The sequence below is a fragment of the Martinezella sp. CNPSo 3890 genome (assembly GCF_057784455.1).
On sequence record NZ_JBXSOR010000004.1, the window covers coordinates 355,160 to 371,617 of the forward strand.

A 16,458-nucleotide genomic window follows, 5' to 3' on the forward strand; every position below is an offset into this window, starting at 1 on the left:
GTGAGACCTGCGATAGCTGCGGAAAATGCCGTCCGGCTCCCGACGTTCAAAGCCGGCCGGACACGGCCCCTCATCGCGATCGCCGCCGACAACCGCGGCACGGAGACAACCGATCTCGTCATCCCCTACGGCGTCCTGCGCAGTGCCGGTGTCGCCGACGTCGTGATCGTCTCGACCCAGGCTGGCATCGTGAACCTCATGCCGGCGCTGAAAATCAAGCCGGACGCAACAATGCGGGACTTTGACCGTGAGCATCCGGAAGGCGCCGATATCGTCATCGTCCCCGCCATGCATGACAACAGCAGCCGCAACGTCATTGCCTGGATTCGCGAGCAATCATCGAAGGGCGCGATGGTCGTTTCGATCTGTGAGGGCGCCTGGCTTGCGGCAAGGGCCGGCGTATTCGACGGCAAGCACGCCACCACCCATTGGTACGCCTTCGACGCAATCCGCCGTACCTTTCCGCGGACAGAGTGGGTTCATAACCGGCGTTACATCGTCGACGGTAATGTCATGAGCACCACGGGCGTCACGGCATCGATCCCCGCTTCCCTGACTCTGGTGGAGGCCATTGCTGGCGCGCAGAAGGCGCGCTCGGCGGCCACCCGGCTGGGTGTCATCGATTGGAGCAGCGCGCATGATTCCGCACCGTTTCACATGACAACGAGCCGCCTCTGGCGCTTTGCCGGCAACACCCTTGCCTTCTGGAACCACGAGATCATCCGCCTGCCCGCGGAGGAAGGTTTCGATGAAATCGCTTTGGCGCTGACGGCGGATGCATGGTCGAGAACCTATCGTTCGAAGGCTGTCATCGCGGAGCCAGCCCAATCCATCCGTTCGCGCAGCGGCCTCCTGCTTGTGCCGGACCTTTCAGCCCATACCGATGCCTCGGTCGTGACGGTTCCCGCGCGCCCACCCGCGCAGGCGCTGGATCAGACGCTGTTCGAGATTGCCGCGCGGTATGGTGCGCGAACATCTGATATCGTCGCGCTGCAGCTCGAATATCCCATACAGCATTGATCCATCATTATCCGCCACCGATCTCGCAAAGTTCGGCGGTGGTCGACGGCTGCACTCTCGTGATGAACACGGCAACTAAGGCATGACTTACGCCACCTTGACCGTTGCCTTTTCGGCAATCGATAGTGCGCATAATTGTTCTTTATTAGAACGCTGAATTCCCCCATCATCCCTGGCATTGGTGGATAACGAGACGAAAAGTCCGATCGCCCAATCAACAGGGGAACTATCAGCATGTCTCAATTCATGATGAATCGTCGCCGTTTCCTATCCAATGCTGCCTTGGTCGGGGGTCTTGCTGCGACCCAGACCTTCGTCGGCATCCGTGCCGGCAAGGCCGCCGATGTTGCCGAAGTGCGCATGCAGCTCGGCTGGCTTGCCTCCAACGGACTCATCGGCGAAGTCGCGGCACAGAAGAAGGGCTTTTTCACCGAGCAGGGCATCAATCTCACCATCGTCCCCGGCGGCCCGAATGTCGATGGCGTTGCCGGCGTTGCGGCAGGCCAATCCACCATCGGGCAGATTTCCTCCAGCCCGTCCGTCATGCTCGCGCGCTCGGCCGGCATGCCGGTCAAGGCGTTTCTGGCAGGATACCGTAAGCATCCATTTACATATTTCTCGCTGAAAAAGGCGCCGATCCGCGAGCCGAAGGACATGATCGGCAAGACGATCGCCACCCAGCCGACCGCCTTCATCCTGCTGCGCGCGCTCCTCGCCAAAAACGGCATTCCGGAAGACAAGGTGAAGATGGTCAACATGGGTTCCGACATGAACCAGCTGATGACCGGCCAGGCCGATGCCGTCACCGGCTGGGTCACGAACACCAATGCGCTGAAGGTGCTCGGCAACGATCGTGTCGACATGATGCTCTGGGATGCCGGCCTGCAGCTCTACGCCAACGTATATTATACGACCGACGAACAGCTCGACAAACATTCCGACGTGCTGGTGCGCTTCACCAAGGCTGCCGCCAAAGGTTGGGGTTACGTCCGCGACCATCCGGAAGAAGCGGTCGACATGCTGGTCGACGCCTATCCCAATCTCGACAAGGCCAGCGAGCTTGAAGCCGTCCACCCGGTCATCGATTTCTCCTTCGGCGATAGCACCAAGCAGACCGGCTGGGGCGCGATGAACAAGGACAATTGGGCGGCACAGATCAAGGCTTACGCCGATCTCAAGCAGTTTACGGGAGCAATGCCGACCGTCGATGACGTCGCCACCATGGCGATCCTCGACGCGACGGCCGATATCCGCAAGCAGATCGGGTGAATGCCATGATGAGCGCCGCCACCATCAAGCAGCAGCCGCTACCGGTCGTGGAAACGTCAAGGCTTGCCGTTTCCATTCGCGATCTCGATATTCGCTTCGGCGACAAGGGCAACGAGTTCACCGCTCTGTCCAAGGTCTCCGTCGATATTGCGGAAGGATCGTTCGTCACCATGCTCGGGCCGTCCGGATGCGGCAAGTCGACCTTGCTGCGCTGCATCGCCGATCTCGTAGACATCAGCGACGGTTCGGTTTCGGTTTTCGGCCGACCGCCACGAGAGGCGCGCCAGGGTCGCGATTTTGCCTTCGTCTTCCAGGAGGCAACGCTTTTGCCGTGGCGGAGCGTCATCGACAATGTCCGCCTGCCGCTGGAAGTCGGCAGGCACGACAAAAGCTCCTACGACGATCCCATAGAGCTGCTCGCTCTCGTCGGCCTCAAGGGTCGCGAAAATGCCCTGCCGCACGAATTGTCCGGCGGCATGCGCCAGCGCGTCGCCATCGCCCGCGCCCTGATAACAAAGCCACGTATCCTGCTGATGGACGAGCCCTTCGGCGCTCTGGATGAAATCACCCGCGACAAGCTCAATGAGGAACTGCTCCGCATCTGGCGCGAAACGGGCACGACCATCGTTTTCGTCACCCATTCCATTCCGGAGGCGGTCTTCCTCGGTCAGCACGTGCTGATGTTGCAGGCCCATCCCGGCCGGGTGAAAGAATTCATGAAGGTCGATCTTCCCTATCCCCGCGCCCTTGCGATGCGTGACACGGTCGACTTCATCAAAGTGACCGCGCATCTGCGCGCGCTCCTGGAGGAATGCATATGAGCAACGCCGTGCACTCTGACATCGGCCACATCGCCAAGGCGCCGCGCAAGGTCGCCATCCTCGACGCAACCGTCGGCGTTCTCTCCTCGCACATGCCGGCGATTCTTGCGGCACTCGGCTGCATCGTGCTCTGGCAGGCGGTCATCTGGATCTTCAAGATCCCGACTTTCATGGCGCCAAGCCCGCTCGATGTGCTCTCTGCCTTTCGCGACAATGCCGCGACACTGACGCGAAACTTCCTGCCGACCGTGCTCGAGGCCGTTCTCGGTTTCGTCTTCGGCAATCTCGTCGCCATACTGCTGGCGATCTGGTTCGTCCACAGTGCGACGGCCGAGAAGGCCTTTTATCCGATCGCCGTCTTCGTCAAGGCGATCCCGATCATCGCGCTTGCGCCGATCCTGGTCCTGATCTTCGGCAACGGCGTCGCCCCGAAGATCATCATTGCCGGCCTCATCTGCTTCTTCCCGACGCTGGTCAACATGGTGCAGGGACTTCGCTCCGCCAGCCCCGCAATGCTCGACCTGATGCGGGTGCTTTCGGCCAGCAATTCGGAGATTCTCTGGAAGGTCCGTCTGCCAAGCTCGCTGCCATTTCTGTTCGCCGCGCTGAAGATCGCCGCAACGAGCAGTGTCATGGGCGCGATCGTCGCGGAATGGATCGGCTCCAGCTTCGGGCTCGGCGCGCTCATCATCGAGGCGACCTACAATTTCCGCTCGCCGCTGCTCTATGCAACGGTCGTCATTGCAGCGCTGCTGGCCGTGATCCTCTTCTTCATCGTCTCGGTCGCCGAGGCGAAGATGATCCGCTGGAAGCCGGCCGGCCAGCACTAACGCTTAGAAAACATCGAGGGAACACCAATGGAACAGGTTATTCACCAGCCTGCACGAGATATCCGTGTCGTCGATCGCTCTGATGTGGTTGTGGTCGGCGGTGGCCCGGCAGGGATTGCCGCTGCCGTCTCGGCCGCACGCAACGGCGCCAGCGTCACGCTTCTCGAACGTTATCCCTATGTCGGCGGACTTGCCGCCGGCGGCATGGTGCTCGTGCTCGACGACATGATCAACGAGCTCGAAATCACCGTGCGCGGCATTTGCATGGAGATGATCGAGCGTATGAAGCGCTGGGGACTCTGCGTGACCCCGACCGATCGCGATCGCCTGATCGAATTCCGCGATACGCCGGAGGCCTGGCAGCGCTGGGCGCGCTGGGGCCTTTTCGACTTCCACACCCAGTCGATGCCGCATCCGATCTGTTTTTCGGCCGCCTTCGATCCCGACGCCTTCAAGCGCGCGGCCTATGACATGATCGCCGAAGCGAAGATCAAGCTCAGGACCCATAGCTGGTTCTCCTCGGCGATCGTCGAAGGTGGCGCAATCAAGGGCGTCATCTGCCAGACCAAGGAAGGTATGCAGGCGATCCTCGGCGATGTCGTCATCGACACGACGGGCGATCTCGATGTCGCTGCAAGCGCGGGGGCTTCCCATGTCGAATCCAACTTCATCCTGACGACGGTCTCGCGTTGGGGTGGCGTCGATACGGAAGCGGCGGAGCGTTTCGAACGGCAGGAGCCGGAAGCCTTCAAGGCGCGCGATCACGAAGCCAAGCGGCTGATCGGCGGTTGCTGGTCCTTCTGGTGGCTGAAGACGCCGCTGCCAGGCGTCGTCTGGCTGAACTGCCCGCATATGCCGACGCTGAGTGGTCTGAAGGTCGACGACCTGACCAAGGCGGAGATGGAAGGCCGCTCGCGGATCGCAAAGCTGCTCGATTTCGCGCGGGAAAAAATGCCTGGCTTCGAGAACGCCTATGTCGTCGATTTTGCGCCGCAGACCGGCGTGCGCCAGACGCGGCTGTTGCAGGGAGATTATGTCGTGACGAAGGACGACGTCATGACCCGCCGCCATTTTGCGGACACGGTCTGCCGCGGCCGCGATTACTACACGCCGTACCGCGCCATGCTGCCCAGGGAGGTCGATCAGCTGATCGTTGCCGGCCGGCATTATTCGGCAACGCCGCAGGCACAGAAATCCAGCCGCGAGATCCCGCCCTGCATGGCGATGGGCGAAGCGGCGGGTGTCGCAGCAACGGTTGCCCTCAATGCCGGCACGACCGTTCGCAAGGCCGATATCCGGGCAATTCAGAAGCAGATGCGGGCTCAGGGAGCCGATCCAGGCGACATTCCCTCGGAGAACGCGACATATTTGGAGGCTGCAGAATGACGACTTTGCCACTCGACGGAATCCGCGTGATCGATTTCACGCAGGTCATGCTCGGCCCTTCCTGCACGCAGGTTTTGGCCGACTATGGCGCCGAAGTTATCAAGATCGAGAAGGTCAAGATCGGCGATCTCTCGCGTTGGTCGTTGGGCTCCGATCCGGACGGGCTCAACAATCCGGTCTTTTGCTCCTTGAACCGCAACAAGAAGAGCCTGGCGCTCGATCTGAAGGATGCCGGCGCCCGCAAAACCGTCCAGGCGCTGCTTGAGACTGCCGACGTGGTCGTCAACAACTTCCGGCCCGGCGTCATGGAACGCATGGGTTTTGGCTATGAGGATCTCAAGAAGATCAATCCGCGCCTGATCTATGCCGTCGGCACGGGTTTCGGGCTGACCGGCCCCTATCAGCATAAAGGCGGCCAGGATGTGCTGGCGCAGGCCGTCTCCGGCGTCATGCGCCGCAAGTCGGACAATAGCCACCCGACCTCGATCTATGCCACGCCGCTTGCCGATTACTCGGCCGGCATGCATCTCGTCCAGGGCATCCTGCTTGCCCTGCTGCAACGCGACAAGACCGGCGAAGGCCAACAGGTCGCCGTCAGCCTCTACAACTCCATGATCGCCATGCAGATGCAGGAGGGCACTACACATCTGATGCGCCAGAAGGATCTGAACTGGGGCGCCTTTCCGCTGACGGGTGTTTTCGAGACAACGGACAGCGCGATCGTCATGGTCGGTGCCTTCAAGCCGAACCCCTTGCGCGATATCTGCGAGGCGTTGGAGATCGAAGACCTCTCGCAATATCCGCACTACAAGGATTTCGATGCCCAGATGGCGCGGCGGCCAGAACTGCAGGCGATCTTCCGCGACAACTTCGCCAAGAACAGCACCGCGCACTGGATTGAGCGGCTGGAAGGCGTCGACATCCTTTGCGCCCCGGTGCGTTCACTCCCCGAGGCGCTGAAGGACGAGCAGACGATCATCAACAAGATGATCCTCGAGGCAGGCGAGACCGCAGCCGGTCCGATCCGTCTGATCGGCTCGCCGATCGACATGTCAGCCGCGCAGGTGACCGTGCGAATTTCTCCGCCGCAGCTCGGTCAGCACAATGACGAAATTCTGGCTTTGCTTTCCGAGGTGAGGGGAGACGCAGCATGAGCGTCTCCTTCACCGTAGGAGATCGCATCGCCCGCGTCACGCTGGACCGGCCCGACCGGATGAACGCCGTCGATGCCGAGACGGAAGCCGAACTTGAGTCGATCTGGGTGGAGATCGAGAAGCGCGACGATATCAGCTGCGTCGTCCTGACAGGCTCAGGCGAAAAGGCTTTTTGCGCAGGCGCCGACCTCAAGGGCGGCAGCGGCAGCTCCGGCGTCGATTATTGGACCGTCGGCCGGGAAAACGGCTTTGGCGGCCTCGCGTTCCGCCGCTCGCTCGACGTGCCCGTCATCGCCCGCGTCAACGGCTACGCACTAGGCGGCGGCTTCGAGATGGTGCTCGGTTGCGATATCGTCATTGCGGTGGAAACGGCACGCTTCGGCCTGCCGGAAGCGCGCGTCGGTCGCATGCCGCTCGATGGCGGCATGGTGCTGCTCCAGCGCAAAATCCCGTTCAACCGCGCCATGGCCGTGATGCTGACGGGACGTCAGTTCGGCGCCCAGGAAATGGCAAGCTATGGTGTCGTCAACGAAGTCGTATCGGCTGGCGAACTCGATGCGGCTGTCGATCGCTGGGTCGCCGACATCGTCGCCTGCGCGCCGCTGTCGCTGCGGGCGATCAAGCAGACGGTCAATCGCACCGCCCATTTGAGCCCGGCCGAGGCACAGGCTCTGCGGACGCCGGCGCTCATCAAGGCGCTGAAAAGCGAGGATGCCATGGAGGGTGTGGCGGCTTTCCGCGAGAAGCGGGCGCCCGTTTGGCGCGGCAGATAGGCATGCTATAGCTGCGAGATCGCCGAGGACGTTTCATGCATGCCAGCATCCTGAAATATTTCACCGAGGTCGCACGCTCTGGATCCATCCGCAAGGCGTCCGAAGAGCTGCATGTGGCAACCTCCGCCGTCAGCCGCCAGATCAAGAAGCTCGAAGACGAGCTTGGAACACCGCTCTTCGAACGCTTTTCCGACGGGCTGCGGCTGACGTCCGCCGGCGAAATTGTGCTGCGCCACGCCAAGGAGACGCTGCAGGACTTCGAGGTAATGAAGTCCAATCTCGGTGACCTTCAGGGAAAGAATACGGGCCGAGTCCATATCGCCGCCCTCGACAGTCTGCTCGTCACGTTTCTTCCTGATTTCATTAAGAGGTTTCATAAGCTGCATCCTGCGGTCGACTTTCGCGTCCGAGCGGGAGCCTACAACAATATTTTCCATTTCATGGCGGCGGGCGACATTGATATCGGCATCAGCTTTGACCTTGCGACCCCACATGACCTGAAGCTTGTGGGGTCGATCCGCACAGCCTTCATGGCCATGGTCGCTTCATCGCATCCATTGGCTAGGGCGAAATCGGTGACGCTGCCGGAATGCGCGCAATATAAGCTGCTTCTGGCGCTCGACAGCGAAGTCGTCAGCTCGGCGATAGCGGTCGAGCTTGCGGGGCTTAATCGTGTGGGGCGAACGTTGGTCGCATCCAACAATCCAATCCTCCTCAAACCATTAATCATGTCGGGAGACGGCATTGGTTTCTTTACCCCGGTTGGACTCTGGCCGGAAATCCAGACGGGCGAAATCGTTGCCATTCCGATTCGGGACTTCAAGCTCAGCACCGTCGATATCGCTGTTTTCGTCCCCCGCGATCGGCATCTAACTCATGCTAGCCAAGCAGTCATCGAGCTGCTTAATACCGAGTTGCGCAGGTTCGGCGAGGATTTGAGAGCCATCGTCAGCAGATGAGAAAAGTATGAAAACGATCCGCCTGCTAAAATGTCCTGGCTACGACCCGGCCACGCGCTTCGACAGATTGACAGACCTGCCATTGCAGTTCAACGCTGCGACTGCACTGCCCGGCGACCTCATCCTCCCCTCGCCCGTCAACGCCCACGATCATGGCTATGGCATCCGCACACTTGATTTTGGCGCGGCCGACGACGCACTTGAGGTGTGGATACCGGGCTTGAGGCTGCGGCCGCGCACCGATCCCTATCTCGAGGCGCTTGTCGCCTTCGGCCGGCTGGCCAAAACCGGCATCGGCGCGACGATGCACTGCCACAACTCGCTCAATGTCGATCGTCTGGTCGATGAGGCAAGCGCCGTCATATGGGCCGCCGGCGATATCGGCATTCGACTTGCGCTTTCCTGCCCGCTGCTCGACTATGATGCGTGGGCCTATGATGGCGGGCCGCAACGCCTGAAGCCGTTTCTGTCCACAGGTGATTGGCAGGCGTTGGAGCCGACCATTCCGGCCTACGCTCCGATCTCCACCCAACTTGCAGCCGTTGAGGCGGTTGCTGCCGCCAACACCAGCCCGCTGGTCGATGTGCAGTATGGGCCGATCGGGCCGCAATGGTGCTCGAACGCGCTTCTGGAGGCGATTGCCGAGGCTTCTGCGCATCATAATCGACGCATACACATGCACCTGCTCGAAAGTCCCCGCCAGCGCCTATGGCTGGACCGCCGCTTTCCCGAGGGCGTCGTCAACTATCTCGACAAAATAGGCTTCCTGTCGCCGCGGCTCGCCATCGCCCATGGCGTCCAATTGCGCCCCGATGAACTTGAACTGCTTGCCGGGCGCGGCGTGCAGCTTGTCAGCAATCCCTCAGCCAATCTGCGCCTTCGCTCGGGCATCGCTCCGATCGCATCCATGACCGAACTCGGCGGTCCCGCCTTCGCCATTGGCCTCGACGGCACAGGGCTGGATGACGATCAGGATCTATGGCGGGAAATGCGTCTCCTTTATCTGCTGCATGGCGAACGTAACCTGACACGACATTTGACGGCCGAGAATGTCTTCGACGCAGCAATCCGGGTTGGGAGGCAGGTCATCAATGCCAAGAGTGCGGAAGACTTTACGATCATCGATTATAAAGCCCTAATCGCCGATGCGCTGTTCGATGATGTCGACGAGGCGGAGGTCCTGTTGACGCGCATGAGCGCGCAATATGCCAGCGGACTTGTCGTGGCTGGCCGCGAGGTGATGCGCGGAGGCGAACTGACAGGCGTCGACTTCGATGCTGCCCTTGCCGAGCTCCTGGCGCAGGCAAGAGCCGATCTGCCGAGACTTGAGAGGCAACGGCCTCTCGTCAACGCATTGTCGGAAGCGACGCGCGCCTATTATGCGAGCTGGCCCGGCATTTGCTGATATCGCGAGAGGCAACAACCACTGCCCAAAGGGCAGCGGAGACACCTAATCAGGACATCTTTGCATCACAAGCGATTTTCGGGCGCACCATCGTAAGCCGCCACGAAGGGATGATCGAGACTGGTCGTGCGGCTCTTGTCCCAGCCGCCGGGGGCACCCCAGCCGGTCACGCCGTCGGCAAAGAAATCGCGGTTGACGTCGCGCAGGAACAGCCGCTCCGCCGGCATTTCCTCATCCCACAGGATGGCATCGACGGGACAGACCGAGAGACAGAGGCCGCAATTAATGCACTCGTCCGGATGGATGTAAAACATACGTCCGCCCTCATAGATGCAATCGACCGGACAGGCGACAGTGCAGGCGCCATCCTTCGTATCGATGCAGGGCTCGGTGATTACGTAAGCCATAACGCTCGCCTCGCAGCGCTCTCAAGGGCGCTTTCGACGAACTATGACAAATGGGAGCGTTCTGAAGAAGCGCCGATTTTCGGCCTTCTGATTGCCGAAATGGCAACGCTCGCGGGGGAGAAAATCTGTTGGAAGACACCCACCGGAAGTGAGATAGGCTTGAGGCATTTGAGCCGCACGCATTTACACAATGCGGCTCAAGCCGAACTGTCGTTAGAGCAGCTTTTCCAGCGTGATCGGCAGGTCGCGAACACGCTTGCCGGTGGCATGGAACACGGCGTTGGCGATGGCAGGCGCGACTCCAACGATGCCGACTTCCCCGACGCCCTTACCTCCGAGCGCCGAAGCATTATGGTCCGGAACGCCGACGGAGATCACCTGGATATCCGGAATGTCGGAATTCGTCGGCACGAGGTAATCGCCGACATTGTTGTTGACGGTGCGTCCGTTACGCTGATCGACCAGCCCCTCTTCCAGAAGCGCCTGGCCGATGCCCATGATGATGCCGCCCCGCCACTGGCTTTCCACCAGCCTCGGATTATAGAGCCGGCCGCAATCAAAGGCGGAAACCATGCGCGAGACGCGCACCGTGCCGAAGTCCTCGTCGACCCGCACTTCGGCGAAATGGGCGCACCAGCTATGCATGGAATAATCGCCCATGGTCGGTCCCTGAACCCTAGCCATGGTGGTCCACGCCTGAAGCTGCTCCTGTGCGTTCGCACCGTCAGGCAGAGTGTTGCGCCGGACTTCGATCTCCTCGCGCTTCAGCGCGGACATCAGTTCGGCGAGCGTCAGCGATGGCGTCTCGCCACGCGGGGCTGCGATGCGCCCCTCGGCAAAATTCAGCGTATTTGCACCCGTATCGCGGAAGGGCGAATTGGCATCACTAAGCGCAAGGCCGATGAGTTCGTCACGGGCAGCGACCGCCGCCTTATGGACGGCCCCCATGATCGAGCCTGCCAGCATCGAGCCGCCGGCGATCGCCGAACCCGGTAGGCGTGAATCGCCGAGATAGACCTCGACCTGATCGACCGGAATGCCGAAGACCTCCGCAGCGCTTTGGGCAAGGATCGTGTAGGTGCCCTGCCCCATATCGATGGCGCCGCTGACGACCTCGACCCGACCGTTTGCGAGAATGCGGATCATCGCTTCACTCGGTGCGCGGATGACCGGGAAGGTGCCGCAGCCGATGCCCCAGCCGATCAGCGTCTTGCCGTCGCGCATCGAGCGCGGCGCGTGGCTGCGCCGCGACCAGCCGAAAGCCTCCGCGCCTTCCGTCAGCGCCTCGCGCAGCCGGCGCGTCGACCACGGCTTGCCGGACTGGTAATCGTGATCGGCATAGTTCTTCAGCCTTATCTCGAGCGGGTCCATGCCGAGCTTGTAGGCCAGCTCCTCGATCGCACATTCGATGCCGTAGGCACTCGGATTCTTGCCCGGACCACGCAAGGCGCCCGGCGTGACGCTATTGACCGGCACGACACGATGCTGCGAGGAGAAATTCTCGACCTTGTAGAGGATCGACGTTGCCGCCCCCGTCTGCTCCGGCCAGTCGGCATCGACCGAGGTTTCGCTGGCACCGCGATGGACGATCGCCTGCAGGATACCGTCTTCCGTCGCGCCAAGCGCGATCTTCTGCCTGGTCGCGGCGCGCCCGCCATAGCTCGTGAAATTCTGCGGGCGGGTGACCGCTAGTTTCACCGGCCGGCCTAGCTTTCTGGCAGCCGCAACGGCGACCGCGCCATAGGCAAGCGGCACCCCCTTCGATCCGAAACCGCCGCCGATGAAGGGCGAAATGATCCGGACATTCTCATAGGGCATGTCGAACCATTCGGAATACATGCGCGCCATGCCATGGGACCATTGGCTTGGCTCCCAGATCGTCAGCTGGTCGCCATCCCATTTCGCCGTCAGACCATGCGGCTCCATCGCCACGTGATATTCGCGCGGTGTCGAATATTCCGCTTCGATCCTAACCGGGGAAGCAGCAAGTGCTGCCTCGGCATCACCCCAGGCAATCGAGAGGGGCTCCATGAGCTTGCCCTCGCCGGCATTCGGATCGTTGAGATCGGCGACGTGCTGGCTCTCTTCGTAAGTGACGCGCACCAGCCTGGCGGCCTCCGTCGCCAGTTCGCGGCTCTCCGCAACGACAGCGGCAATCGACTGTCCGTTGAAACCCACATCACGCGGCAGCGGATAGTAGGGTCCGTCGGCGGGCTTATTGCCGCCCCAATCAGCCGAAAGCTTGAGACCGAGATCATCTTCCGGCGTCAGCACCAGCAGCACGCCCGGGATCGCAAGTGCTGCCGAAGCATCCACCTCGACAACGCGGCCAGCCGGAATCGTACTCTGGATGAGCACGGCATAAGCGAGGTTTTCGACCGGATATTCCAGCGCATAGGTCGCCGCACCCGTCACCTTCATACTGCCTTCGAAGCGCGACTGACGACCGCCGACGGTGCCGTCGGAGGCATCGCCATGTTTGCGGGGTTCCATCATGGTCATGCGAGACCTCCCATCTTCTGAATGGCGCGGACGATGACGCGCGGCGCAAGTTCGATCTTATAATGGTTGCCGCCATGATCGACGGCACCCTCCATGGCGAGCCGGCTGGCCTTCTCCAAAGTCTCCGGAGTGAGAGCCTTGCCGATGAGTGCCTGCTCGACTGCCCTTGCCCGCCAGGGCTTGGTGGCAACCCCGCCGATTGCCACGCGGACATCACGCACCGTTCTCCCGTCGGCTTCAAGCTCCAGGCCGACCGCGGCACTCGCGGCAGCAAATTCATAGGACTGCCGATCACGGACCTTGAGATAGGTGGAGTTCCGGGCAGCGGGGGAGGCAGGAATGGTGATAGCGGTGATGATCTCGCCGCGCTGCAGGACGGTTTCCTTGTTCGGCGTGTCGCCGGGAACGAGGAAGAAATCGTCGATGCCAACCTTACGGCTATCCGTCTCGACCACGGCGTCAAATGCGACCAGAGCAACCGCCAGATCACCGGGATAGGAGGCGATGCAGGCCTCGCTGGTTCCGAGCACGGCGTGATTGCGCGTGACGCCGCCGATCGCCGAACAGCCGGAACCGGGATTGCGCTTGTTGCAGGCGGGAAAGGCGCCGGGATCGCGGAAATAGGAACAGCGCGTCCGCTGCAGGAGGTTGCCGCCGACTGTCGCCATGTTACGAAGCTGGGCGGAGGCGGCCAGAGACAAGGATTCGGAAACAGCCGGGAAAGCCGCGAGGATATCCTTGTGGTCGGCGACTTCGCTCATCCTGGCAAGCGCGCCGATCGTTGCACCATCGGCGGTTACGGTGATGCCGCTCATACCGGAAAGATGGGTAATGTCTATGACGGTATCGGGCTCGCCGACACCGCATTTGGCAAGATCGAGCAGCGTCGTTCCGCCGGCAAGCAGCATGGCGCCGGCCTGCTGCGCCGCCTGGGCGGCTTCTGCTGTCGATGTGGCCCGCAGATAGGAGAAGTTTCGCATCATGCCACCTCCGCGGCCTGGCGCACCGCCGCAACGATGCTGTTATAGGCCCCGCACCGACAGAGATTGCCGGACATATATTCGCGGATTTCGGCATCCGAGCCGGCATGTCCCTCGCGGATGCAGGCAACCGCCGACATGATCTGGCCCGGCGTGCAATAGCCGCACTGGAAAGCGTCCTGCTCGATAAATGCGGCCTGCACCGGATGCAGATCGCCGCTCTCGCCGCTCAGTCCCTCGATCGTCGTGATCTCACGGCCTTCGGCCTGCGCAGCCAGCGTCAGACAGGATAGCACGCGCTTACCGTCGACATGGCAGGTACAGGCGCCGCACTGTCCCTGATCGCAGCCCTTCTTGGTGCCGGTAAGGGAAAGATGCTCGCGCAGCGCATCGAGAAGCGTCACACGCGGCTCGATATCGAGCTCGTGGCGCTGCCCGTTAATGTCGAGCGCGATATGGATGGTTCGTGTCATGATAAGCTCCTGCCATCGTCACGAAGATAAGACCTGCGGAATCTAGTGGAATCTATCCGTCGGTCTACCGGTTGCTATGGTTTCTGTTGGAAAGATGGGCCGATGGAATTCTGACGTCATGATCGGCTCTCATCTGAATTGGGAAGCGGAGGACGCAACAAATAAACGGAGGCGCCTCCGTTTAAATTAATGCCTGGCTTGTTTTCGTCAAGCCCCGACATTCGGGCGAATCTAGCTTTGAAACGATCGAGATAGAGGATGGGCAGGAGGCGGATCGAAAGAGCCTCTGCTATTTGTCCTCGGTCCCTTCTTGCGAGCCGGCGGGGTGAAGGGATCGATCAACGCCCGCTCCCCATCCATCAAATCACTTGAAAAATGAAGTGTACCTAAGTTATGCTCAAATCGAGCAATAGTAGCCGAGGCCATCGGACCCTCATTTTGATTCAGCACCAAAATGATCACAACCTCCTGTCATCGCTCAACTATTTTTAAATCTGGCCGTCAGTGACAGGCTCGACCTCTTGTGAATTCACTTAAGGAGGATTTTCATGATCCATGAAATGCGCATCTATACCTGCCTACCCGGCAGGCTGCCAGCGCTCCAGGAGCGTTTTGAAACGGCGACACTGGCGATCTGGGATCGGATCGGAATCCGCCCCATCGGTTTCTGGACGACGATGATCGGGCCCTCCAGCGTCGACCTCATCTATTTACTTGAATGGCAATCACTAGAGGAACGCCAGCGGAAATGGGCGGAGTTCGTAACCGATCCGGTCTGGAAGGAAGCTTTGGCAAAGAGCGAGGCTTCAGGCCCGATCATCGCCAATATCGCCAGTTCGGTCCTGCAGCCGACTGCATTCTTTCGCCCCTTTATCTACCGCGAGGCCGATGGCTGAAGACGGACAGGGGATTGATGCGCCAGGCATAAAAGCCGGGACATGCCCGGCTTTCAAAATCTTTTCGGCAGGCGTGCTTGCCGCTTCCTGTCAGCCGTTCTGGTCGCCGCCATTGTCGGCAGCCGGCTCCTGTTCTTTCTCCTTCAGCACGTCCGTCAGCTTGTTGACGCCTTCGAAACCGGCGACGGCGGCGGCCGCCTTCGTCAGGAAACCGGCATTCGGGTCGACAGCCTCGACGGCCTCGTCGGCAGCCACGGCACCTGCAACTTCTTCAATCAGCTTTCCGATACCCATTTCAAGCTCCTGATCGTTTTTTGTCTGCCGCAAAGTTGCGGCGATCAAGCGTTGCGAACGCCTCGCAGCCGATGTTTGGAAGGTCACGGCAAGCGACCTTTTCCTTCCTGGGGCGAGGCATGGTTTTCCCCGGCTCCTGCCATTTAGGCAACCAAACTGAAAGCAGCCTTAGCCCAAGATGAAGCGAAGCTGATGTTGCGCAATCTCTACGGCACGCGCTTGCCCACATTTGTCACGTGCCGCCGTCAAGCCGTCACATCAGCCTAATAGGCCGGTGCTAAGCTTCCAGAATTTCGGACAATGCCAAACCGTTTGAACCTAGGAAATTTCCCGCCATGACATTCTCGTGTCGCGTCACGGCTCTTGCCGCATCCTTCCTTCCCCTGCTTTTCGCGCCGGCCTTCGCCGACTCCGACGTGCTCTGGAAGATCGTTCATGACAAGTGCGTCGTACAAACTGCACCCTGCCTTTCGGTGAATACGGCCGAACACTACGCGATGCTGAAGGATCTGCGGGGCGTTGCGCAAGTTCTGCTGATTCCGACCGACAAGATTACCGGCATGGAGAGCGCGGCGCTCCTCGATCCTGCTACGCATAACTTCTTTGCCGATGCCTGGGCCGAGCGGGCCGATGTCGATGTCCGATTGCCGCATGCGCTCCCGCGTGACGGCCTCAGCCTGGCTATTAACGCACAGCAAGCGCGCTCACAGAACCAGCTGCATATCCACATCGATTGCCTGAGCGCTGATGCACGGACAGTCCTCAAGGCCGATGCCGACAAAATTGGTGCCGACTGGGCACCTCTTCCCGATACCATCGCCGGCCACAGGTTCACGGCGGTCCGCGTCAAGGGCGAGACATTGGGCGACTTCAATCCATTCCTGGCGCTTGCCAAGACATTGAAGGACCCGGCAAAGGAAATGGGCGATCACAATCTCGTGGTGGTCGGCGCCAACTTTGCCGACGGCCCCGGCTTCATCGTCCTGACGGATGTCGCCGCACCGGGCATGGGCGGCGAGGACGTGCAGGACCATAGCTGCGCGATTACGCATTAGAATCAGCATATTATCGCTTGGCGCGAAAGCTGCATCGATCACTTCTTCGATGCAGTCGCCCCTTTGCGCAAACGAAAAAGGCCTGGAAACCAGATTTATGAATCTGGTTTCTAACGTCTATCACGTTTCACATACTAATCTTTTTGATGCGGCCGGTTCAGTGTTATAGTCCGGGTTGTGAGCCTGAGCTATACGTCATCCGTTCGTTGAGCATCCAGATCATCGAACAGCACC

General features: G+C 60.6%; 16 protein-coding genes. 11 read left to right on the forward strand and 5 right to left on the reverse strand.

Annotation, left to right across the window (positions count from 1 at the left end; all coding sequences use genetic code 11):
- From AC13RC_RS14355 to AC13RC_RS14395, 9 genes are all read left to right on the forward strand, one after another.
- Positions 1–1,020 (forward strand): DJ-1/PfpI family protein, encoded by a 1,020-nt coding sequence (locus AC13RC_RS14355; RefSeq protein WP_488557518.1) that lies wholly within the window; start codon positions 1–3, stop codon positions 1,018–1,020.
- Positions 1,021–1,254: 234 nt separating this feature from the next.
- Entirely contained in the window at positions 1,255–2,289 is a 1,035-nt protein-coding gene (locus AC13RC_RS14360; RefSeq protein WP_488557519.1) for an ABC transporter substrate-binding protein, read from the forward strand.
- 5 nt (positions 2,290–2,294) lie between these two features.
- A complete protein-coding gene (locus tag AC13RC_RS14365) occupies positions 2,295–3,110 on the forward strand; it encodes an ABC transporter ATP-binding protein (RefSeq protein WP_488557520.1) in 816 nt (271 codons plus the stop codon).
- Positions 3,107–3,940, forward strand: coding sequence for an ABC transporter permease (locus tag AC13RC_RS14370; protein WP_269244844.1), 834 nt, complete (start codon positions 3,107–3,109; stop codon positions 3,938–3,940). The genes AC13RC_RS14365 and AC13RC_RS14370 overlap by 4 nt, the downstream gene beginning before the upstream one ends.
- Positions 3,941–3,967: 27 nt before the next feature.
- Positions 3,968–5,326 (forward strand): FAD-dependent oxidoreductase, encoded by a 1,359-nt coding sequence (locus AC13RC_RS14375; protein WP_269244843.1) that lies wholly within the window; start codon positions 3,968–3,970, stop codon positions 5,324–5,326.
- On the forward strand, positions 5,323–6,480 hold the full coding sequence (locus AC13RC_RS14380) for a CaiB/BaiF CoA transferase family protein (RefSeq protein WP_488557521.1): 1,158 nt from the start codon (positions 5,323–5,325) through the stop codon (positions 6,478–6,480). The genes AC13RC_RS14375 and AC13RC_RS14380 overlap by 4 nt, the downstream gene beginning before the upstream one ends.
- Entirely contained in the window at positions 6,477–7,253 is a 777-nt protein-coding gene (locus AC13RC_RS14385; RefSeq protein WP_183808879.1) for an enoyl-CoA hydratase-related protein, read from the forward strand. The genes AC13RC_RS14380 and AC13RC_RS14385 overlap by 4 nt, the downstream gene beginning before the upstream one ends.
- A 35-nt stretch (positions 7,254–7,288) precedes the next feature.
- Complete coding sequence (locus AC13RC_RS14390) at positions 7,289–8,212, forward strand: LysR family transcriptional regulator (protein ID WP_069610244.1); 924 nt, start codon at positions 7,289–7,291, stop codon at positions 8,210–8,212.
- A 7-nt stretch (positions 8,213–8,219) separates the two neighbouring features.
- Positions 8,220–9,617 carry an amidohydrolase family protein gene (locus AC13RC_RS14395; protein WP_488557522.1) on the forward strand — a complete coding sequence of 466 codons (1,398 nt, stop codon included), beginning with the start codon at positions 8,220–8,222 and terminating at the stop codon, positions 9,615–9,617.
- A gap of 65 nt (positions 9,618–9,682) precedes the next feature.
- Here AC13RC_RS14395 and fdxA read toward each other — a convergent pair whose 3' ends face one another.
- The 4 genes from fdxA to AC13RC_RS14415 form a co-directional block, all read right to left on the reverse strand.
- Positions 9,683–10,024, reverse strand: a complete 342-nt coding sequence (fdxA, locus tag AC13RC_RS14400) for a ferredoxin (RefSeq protein ID WP_113329554.1) — start codon at positions 10,022–10,024, stop codon at positions 9,683–9,685.
- Between the two features lie 213 nt (positions 10,025–10,237).
- A complete protein-coding gene (locus tag AC13RC_RS14405; RefSeq protein ID WP_488557523.1) occupies positions 10,238–12,526 on the reverse strand; it encodes a xanthine dehydrogenase family protein molybdopterin-binding subunit in 2,289 nt (762 codons plus the stop codon).
- Positions 12,523–13,506 carry an FAD binding domain-containing protein gene (locus AC13RC_RS14410; protein ID WP_183809298.1) on the reverse strand — a complete coding sequence of 328 codons (984 nt, stop codon included), beginning with the start codon at positions 13,504–13,506 and terminating at the stop codon, positions 12,523–12,525. Before AC13RC_RS14410 ends, AC13RC_RS14405 begins: the two co-directional genes overlap by 4 nt.
- Entirely contained in the window at positions 13,506–13,979 is a 474-nt protein-coding gene (locus tag AC13RC_RS14415) for a (2Fe-2S)-binding protein (RefSeq protein ID WP_113350672.1), read from the reverse strand. The genes AC13RC_RS14410 and AC13RC_RS14415 overlap by 1 nt, the downstream gene beginning before the upstream one ends.
- 548 nt (positions 13,980–14,527) lie before the next feature.
- Here AC13RC_RS14415 and AC13RC_RS14420 point away from each other — a divergent pair.
- Entirely contained in the window at positions 14,528–14,875 is a 348-nt protein-coding gene (locus AC13RC_RS14420) for an NIPSNAP family protein (RefSeq protein ID WP_488557524.1), read from the forward strand.
- A gap of 90 nt (positions 14,876–14,965) precedes the next feature.
- Here AC13RC_RS14420 and AC13RC_RS14425 read toward each other — a convergent pair whose 3' ends face one another.
- On the reverse strand, positions 14,966–15,169 hold the full coding sequence (locus AC13RC_RS14425) for a hypothetical protein (RefSeq protein WP_488557525.1): 204 nt from the start codon (positions 15,167–15,169) through the stop codon (positions 14,966–14,968).
- Between the two features lie 335 nt (positions 15,170–15,504).
- On the opposite strand from AC13RC_RS14425, the gene AC13RC_RS14430 reads away from it, so the two are divergent.
- Positions 15,505–16,224, forward strand: a complete 720-nt coding sequence (locus tag AC13RC_RS14430) for a CDP-diacylglycerol diphosphatase (protein WP_488557526.1) — start codon at positions 15,505–15,507, stop codon at positions 16,222–16,224.
- Positions 16,225–16,458: the final 234 nt, after the last annotated feature.

Bases quoted from the DNA above. Each gene is read 5' to 3' on its own strand.
- AC13RC_RS14360 (WP_488557519.1), top strand. From the start codon at position 1,255: ATGTCTCAATTCATGATGAATCGTCGCCGTTTCCTATCCAATGCTGCC.
- AC13RC_RS14365 (WP_488557520.1), top strand. From the start codon at position 2,295: ATGATGAGCGCCGCCACCATCAAGCAGCAGCCGCTACCGGTCGTGGAA.
- AC13RC_RS14370 (WP_269244844.1), top strand. From the start codon at position 3,107: ATGAGCAACGCCGTGCACTCTGACATCGGCCACATCGCCAAGGCGCCG.
- AC13RC_RS14375 (WP_269244843.1), top strand. From the start codon at position 3,968: ATGGAACAGGTTATTCACCAGCCTGCACGAGATATCCGTGTCGTCGAT.
- AC13RC_RS14380 (WP_488557521.1), top strand. From the start codon at position 5,323: ATGACGACTTTGCCACTCGACGGAATCCGCGTGATCGATTTCACGCAG.
- AC13RC_RS14385 (WP_183808879.1), top strand. From the start codon at position 6,477: ATGAGCGTCTCCTTCACCGTAGGAGATCGCATCGCCCGCGTCACGCTG.
- AC13RC_RS14390 (WP_069610244.1), top strand. From the start codon at position 7,289: ATGCATGCCAGCATCCTGAAATATTTCACCGAGGTCGCACGCTCTGGA.
- AC13RC_RS14395 (WP_488557522.1), top strand. From the start codon at position 8,220: ATGAAAACGATCCGCCTGCTAAAATGTCCTGGCTACGACCCGGCCACG.
- fdxA (WP_113329554.1), bottom strand. From the start codon at position 10,024: ATGGCTTACGTAATCACCGAGCCCTGCATCGATACGAAGGATGGCGCC.
- AC13RC_RS14405 (WP_488557523.1), bottom strand. From the start codon at position 12,526: ATGACCATGATGGAACCCCGCAAACATGGCGATGCCTCCGACGGCACC.
- AC13RC_RS14410 (WP_183809298.1), bottom strand. From the start codon at position 13,506: ATGCGAAACTTCTCCTATCTGCGGGCCACATCGACAGCAGAAGCCGCC.
- AC13RC_RS14415 (WP_113350672.1), bottom strand. From the start codon at position 13,979: ATGACACGAACCATCCATATCGCGCTCGACATTAACGGGCAGCGCCAC.
- AC13RC_RS14420 (WP_488557524.1), top strand. From the start codon at position 14,528: ATGATCCATGAAATGCGCATCTATACCTGCCTACCCGGCAGGCTGCCA.
- AC13RC_RS14425 (WP_488557525.1), bottom strand. From the start codon at position 15,169: ATGGGTATCGGAAAGCTGATTGAAGAAGTTGCAGGTGCCGTGGCTGCC.
- AC13RC_RS14430 (WP_488557526.1), top strand. From the start codon at position 15,505: ATGACATTCTCGTGTCGCGTCACGGCTCTTGCCGCATCCTTCCTTCCC.